This is a genomic window from Achromobacter sp. GbtcB20 (assembly GCF_019091095.1).
GTDB classification, from domain to species: domain Bacteria; phylum Pseudomonadota; class Gammaproteobacteria; order Burkholderiales; family Burkholderiaceae_B; genus Achromobacter; species Achromobacter mucicolens.
Window position 1 is genome coordinate 1 of record NZ_JAGXJZ010000929.1, and the last position, 234, is coordinate 234.

Here is a 234-nt window from a genome sequence, read left to right on the forward strand (position 1 = left end):
GATGCTGTTGGTGATCTCGCGGCGCACGCTGTTGCCGACCGTGCTCGGCCGTTCCTGCGCCGGTTCGATCCGGGGTGCCGGTTTCGCGGCGTCCGTGCCGTAGCGGTAGGAGCCGCGGCCCGTCTTGCGGCCGAGGAAGCCGGCGTTCACCAGCTCCTGCTGCAGGATCGAGGGCGTGTAGCGCTGGTCGCCGTAATAGGCGGCGTGCACCGATTGCGTGACCGAGAAGTTGAC

The 234-nt window shown here is 68.4% G+C and carries 1 protein-coding gene; it reads right to left on the reverse strand.

Annotated features, from left to right (window positions below):
• The coding region (locus tag KVT32_RS31675; RefSeq protein ID WP_254637110.1) for a 3-hydroxyacyl-CoA dehydrogenase family protein at nt 1-234 on the reverse strand (234 nt) is incomplete at both ends.